At 69.5% G+C, this 5347-nt stretch carries 4 protein-coding genes; 1 reads left to right on the top strand and 3 read right to left on the bottom strand.

Annotated features, from left to right (window positions below):
• Window positions 1–1042, top strand: a 1042-nt coding sequence (locus ON39_RS04530; RefSeq protein ID WP_255219228.1) for an SDR family oxidoreductase, incomplete at its 5' end; no start/stop codon positions are given.
• An 83-nt stretch (window positions 1043–1125) separates the two neighbouring features.
• Here ON39_RS04530 and ON39_RS04525 read toward each other — a convergent pair.
• From ON39_RS04525 to ON39_RS04515, 3 genes are all read right to left on the bottom strand, one after another.
• Entirely contained in the window at window positions 1126–2361 is a 1236-nt protein-coding gene (locus ON39_RS04525; protein ID WP_040731305.1) for an Nramp family divalent metal transporter, read from the bottom strand.
• A 127-nt stretch (window positions 2362–2488) separates the two neighbouring features.
• Complete coding sequence (locus tag ON39_RS04520) at window positions 2489–3481, bottom strand: alpha/beta hydrolase (RefSeq protein WP_040731303.1); 993 nt, start codon at window positions 3479–3481, stop codon at window positions 2489–2491.
• Window positions 3482–3788: 307 nt separating this feature from the next.
• Window positions 3789–5347: thioesterase domain-containing protein (locus ON39_RS04515; RefSeq protein ID WP_040731300.1), on the bottom strand; the 1559-nt coding region annotated here is incomplete at its 5' end.

The following is a 5347-nucleotide window of genomic DNA, read 5'->3' as shown; positions in this document are numbered from 1 at the left end:
GCTAAGCTCCTGCGCTATGGGCTACCTGGTTACCGGGGCAACTGGGTTCATCGGTCGGTTCCTCATCCCCGAGCTGCTGAAACGCGAGGGTGACATCCATGTGCTGGTGCGGCCGGGCGCCGAGTCCGCCGGCCGGTTCTCCGGCCGTGCCCGAGAGTGGAACGGCGGGGATCGGGTGCGGCCGGTGCGCGGCGACCTCGGCGCGCCCGGCCTCGGCATCGATCCGGCGTGGCTGGCCGAGCATCGCGGCACGATCGACCACGTCTTCCATCTGGCGGCCGGCTACGACCTCGCCGCGCGCGGCGACGGCACCCGGCACCTGGTCGACGTCGCCGAGAGCCTGAAAGCCGGCCTGCTGCATCACGTCTCGACGGTGGAGGTGGCCGGCGCGGCCGAGGGATTGTTCACCGAGGACATGTTCGACGAGGGCCAGGCGCTGAGCACACCCGCGCAGCGGGCCAGGTTCGAGGCCGAGCGGATCGTCCGCGAGTCGGCGCTGCCGTGGCGCGTGTACCGGCCCTCGATCGTCATCGGCCACTCCAGAACCGGCGAGATCGACCGGATCGACGGGCCCTACTACTGCTTCCGGTTGCTGCGGATGGGCGCGCAGCTGCCGCGCATCCTGCCGGTGCTGGTGCCCGAGCTCGGCGAAACCAACATGGTGCCGGTCGATTTCGTGGCCCGCGCACTCGATCACATAGCGCACCAACCGGGTTCGTCCGCGACGACCTACCACCTCGTAGATCCGCGCAGGCAAAGCCTGGCCGAGGCGCTGAACCTGTTCGCCGACGAGGCCGGCGCCCCGCACCTGGTCGAGGTGATGCCGAAGCGCGCGCTGGACATGGTGCTGCGGGTGCCCGGCGCGAGCCGGCTACTCCCCCGCGTCGGCGTACCGCGAGACGTGTTGCAGCACAGCGAGTTCACCTGCTGGTTCGACTGCCGCCACACCACCGCCGCCCTCACCGGCACCGACATCAAAGTGCCACCCCTCGCCGGCTACGCCCCCCTGATCTGGAAACACTGGATCGAAAACTGGGCCTAACCGAAGTTCCGCACTCTCTCTCGGGAACCGCACTCGGAATAGGGGCCTAGAGGCGGTGCGTGTCCGGAGAGAGGGTGCGGGGGTCAGGCGCCGGTGATCGTCAGGTAGATCAGTGCGACATTGAGCGCGGAGATGATGGCGGCGATCAGCCAGGCCAACGCGGTGGTGACGCGATGGTTGACGTCCTCGCCCATCAGGGTGCGGTCGCTGGTGAAGCGCACCAGCGGGATCAGCGCGAACGGGATGCCGAAGGACAGCACCACCTGCGAGATGATCAGCGCCCTGGTGGGATCGATGCCTGCGGCGAGGATCACCAGGGCCGGGACCAGCGTGACCACTCGGCGCATCATCAGCGGTATCCGGCGGCGCAGCAGACCCTGCATGATCATCGCGCCCGCGTAGGCGCCGACCGAGGTCGAGGCGAGGCCGGAGGCCAGCAGGCCGATGGCGAGCAGCAGCGCGGCGATCGGGCCGAGCGCGTCGCCGACGGCGGTGTGCGCGTCCCGCAGGGTCTCGATCTCGCGGTCGCGCAACGTGTTCGCGGCCATCAGCAGCATCGCCAGATTCACCGCGCCCGCCAGCACCATGGCCAGCGCGACGTCGATTCGGGTGATCTTCAGCAGCCGGACCCGCAGCGGGCCGGCCGCCGGGTGGCCGTGCCGGTCCCTGGCCAGGCCGGAGTGCAGGTAGACCGCGTGCGGCATGACCGTCGCGCCGATCATCGCCGCGGCGAGCAGCACGCTCTCGGCGCCTTGGAACCTGGGCAGCAGCCCGCCGAGGGTGCCGCCGACCGAGGGGGGCGAGATGAAGACGCTGGCAAGGAAGCCGATCGCGATGACGGCGAGCAACCCGGTGATCACCCGCTCGAACGGCCGCTGCCCGCGCCGATCCTGCACCAGCAGCAGACCCATCGACACCACGCCGGTGATCACGCCGCCGACCAGCAGCGGCAACTGGAACAAAAGGTTGAGCGCGATGGCGCCGCCGACCACCTCGGCCAGGTCGGTGGCCATCGCGACGGTCTCCGCCTGCGCCCAGTAGGCCAGCCGCGTCGATCGGCCCGACCGCTCGCGCACCGCCTCCGGCAGCGACATGCCGGTCACCAAACCCAGCTTGGCGGAGAGGAATTGGACGAGCCCGGCCATCACGTTGGCCATCACGATGACCCACACGAGCAGGTACCCGAACTGCGCGCCCGCGCTGATATTGGACGCGACATTGCCCGGATCGACGTACGCGATCGCCGCCACGAAGGCGGGGCCGAGCAGCAGCCCCGCCGCGCGGGCCCGCTGGGACGCCGATCTCGCCGACTCGGCCAAGGTTGTACTCACGGAACAGAATTTTACGGGTTCCCGAACTTTTTCGTTAGAGGTACCCGTAAAAGCCGACCGCCTGGTCATACCCAAAGGTATAACCAGGCGGTCGGTCGGTATTTAACCGGGTAGCTCAGATGCCCAGGCCGCGGGCCAGCACCGGCCACGACAGCTGGAACTCGTCGCGCCAGTAGCCCCACGAGTGGGTGCCGGTGTTGCGGAAGTTGTAGGTCGCCGGGATGCCGAGCGAGTCGAGCTTGTTCTTGAGGTTGTTCGTGCAGTAGTTGGTGCCCGCCTCGATCACGCCGCCGATGATGATCTGGTTGGCCAGACCGTAGGCGCCGGGGAGGGCGTACTTGCCGTCCAGCGTGTCGTACTGGCCGGGCAGGCCGTTGCCGGTCGAGATGTAGAGATCAAGTCCGCGCAGACCCTCGGCGTGCACGTACGGATCGTTGGCCACCCACTCCGCCGAACCCTGCGGGCCCCACATGTTCTCGGTGTCGCCGCCGCCCCAGGTCTCGACGGTGAGCTTGACGAACTCCGAGCCGACCGGGTCACTGGTCTGGGCGCAGCCGCTGTAGGCCGCGGCCGCCTTGTACAGGCCGGGCTTGGCGATCGGCAGCGCGAGAACGGTGGTGCCCGAGGTGGACAGGCCCGCGATCGCGTTCACGCCGTTGGTGCCGAGCGCGCCGTCCACCAGCGGGGGCAGCTCCTCGGTGAAGAAGGTCTTCCACTTGTTGCGCCCGAGCGTCGGGTCGTCCTTGATCCAGTCGGTGTAGTAGCTCCACTTGCCGCCGATGGGCTGGATCACGTTGACGTTCTTGTCCGAAAGGAACTGCAGCGCATCGGTCTTCGCCTGCCAGGAGGCGTCGTCCTGGCCGCCGCCCGCGCCGTTGAGCAGGTACAGGGTCGGCCGGGGCACCGAGGCGTCGGCCGGGCGCTGAACGTCGATGATGATCTTCTGGTCCATCGCCGCCGAGTACACGTACAGCCGGATGTTGCGCGCGTCCTTGTATTCGGCCTTGGTGATCTTCGAGCCGTCCGGTGCGGTCGGATTGGCGAGCAGGGCCTTGGAATCGATGATCGGATCAGCGGCCGCGGCGGTGGTCGTGCCGAGGCCGGTCATCACCCCCGCAAGGACCGCAGTGGCCGCGATCGCCGCGGCGGCACGTAGGCCACTGCGCCGGGTCTGTCGACGTATCAATGTCACACCTTCGCTTCGTCTCGAGATTCCATCTGCATTCCGCACGTGCCGACGGTGGGTGCCCTGAACACACCACGGCAGACCATACGGGGTATGTAGTCGCGGCAAAAGAGGTGATCGTTACCGCAGCGTTGCCCCATCATGCCTGAACCACCCCGATTCCGGTGTGCGCGACCCGCCTTCGCGCGGCGACGGACGACTCGTGCGCCGCCGACGCGCGAGGCACCAGCTAATGCGTTCGTGGGTCGAGCAGGTCGGACAGGCTCGGCCCGATCTCGGCCAGCGCCTCGGGGGTCGTCATCTGGTCGTGCGTGACGCCGACGGGGTGATCTTCGACACGGCCGTCGACGAACGGTTGCCAGCTGAGTGCCGCGGTGTCGTGGCCGACCGCGCTGTAGTAATCCAGCCTGCCGTGGAACACCGAAGGCCGGTGCTCGGCGATGAGCTCGGCCGAACGCACCGCGCTGCGGTAGATCCGGCGCACCCGCTCCGGGGTGAGCACGGCCATGTCCGGCGGGATGGTGGCGTGCAGCGCGGCGAGCGCCTCGTCGGTGAGGTCGTGGATGTCGCCGTCGGTCGGCAGCAGCGCGACCGGATCGAACGCGGAGCCCGCCTCCTGGCCGGCCGAGATGCCGAGTTCGCTCAACGCCTCGCGGATCGCGGCGTGGAAGTCCGTGACGTCGATGTCCGGATGGCTGTCCAGCATGGCCAGCAGCGCGACCTGCTCGCCCGCGGCCTGCAGTTCGGTCGCGATGGCGTGCGCGAGCACGCCGCCGAGCGACCAGCCGAGCAGCCGGTACGGGCCGTGCGGCTGGACGGCGCGGATCTCCGCGACGTACCTGCTCGCCATCTCGGTGAGCGAGTCGGGCAGGTAGCCGTCCTCCGACAGCGCGGGCGACTGCAGGCCGAAGATCGGACGGCTCGCGGGCACGTAGCGCGCCAAACCCGCGTAGCACCAGGACAATCCGTACATCGGGTGGATGCAGAACAGCGGCTCGGCGGCGGCCATGTCGTGCGGCACCCGGGTGCGGATGGGCAGCAGCACGCCGAGCGCGGCGTTCGAGTCGAGGTCGTAGTCGTGGTCGCCGGCGAGCGCGGCGAGGACGCGGGTGGCCAGCGAGCCGGGGGTGGAGTCGGTGAAGAACCACTGCACCCGGACCTCGGCGCCGGTGAGCGTGCGCAACCGGCTGACCGCGCGGGTGGCGACCAGCGAGTTGCCGCCGAGATCGAAGAAGTCGTCGTCGAGGCCGACCCGCTCCACCCCGAGGATCTCGGCGAACACCTCGACGATGGTCCGCTCCAGCGGGGTGGTCGGCGGCCGGTACGGGCGGGCGGCGAGTTCGGGAACGGGCAGCGCCTTGCGATCGAGCTTGCCGCTCGTGTTGCGCGGCAACTCATCCAGGACCAGGAACGCCGAGGGCACCATGTACGACGGCAGCGCGGCCCGCGCGTGCAGCAGGGCCGCGGTCTGGTCGATGGTCTCCCCCGGCTTGGCGACGAGGTAGGCCACGAGCCGATCCCCGGTGGCGCTGCCGACCAGCGCGACGGTGGCGTGGCGCACCGATTCCAGGCCGAGCAGAACGGTCTCGATCTCCCCGAGTTCGACGCGCTGGCCGCGCAGCTTCACCTGGAAGTCGGTGCGGCCCAGGTACTCCAGCACCTCGCCGCGCCAGCGCACGATGTCGCCGGTGCGATACAGCCGCGCACCGCCCTCGTGCGCGACGAAGCGCTCCGCGGTGCGGGCCGGGGCACCGAGGTAGCCCCTGGCCAGCTGGACGCCGGCGATGG

This window comes from Nocardia tenerifensis NBRC 101015 (assembly GCF_000308715.1).
Classification (GTDB): domain Bacteria; phylum Actinomycetota; class Actinomycetes; order Mycobacteriales; family Mycobacteriaceae; genus Nocardia; species Nocardia tenerifensis.
Note: the sequence above shows the minus strand (reverse complement) of the source record. Positions and strands in the feature narration are given on the sequence as shown.

Coding starts and splice junctions, on each gene's coding strand:
- ON39_RS04520 (WP_040731303.1), bottom strand. CDS start 3,481: ATGACCGGCCTCGGCACGACCACCGCCGCGGCCGCTGATCCGATCATC.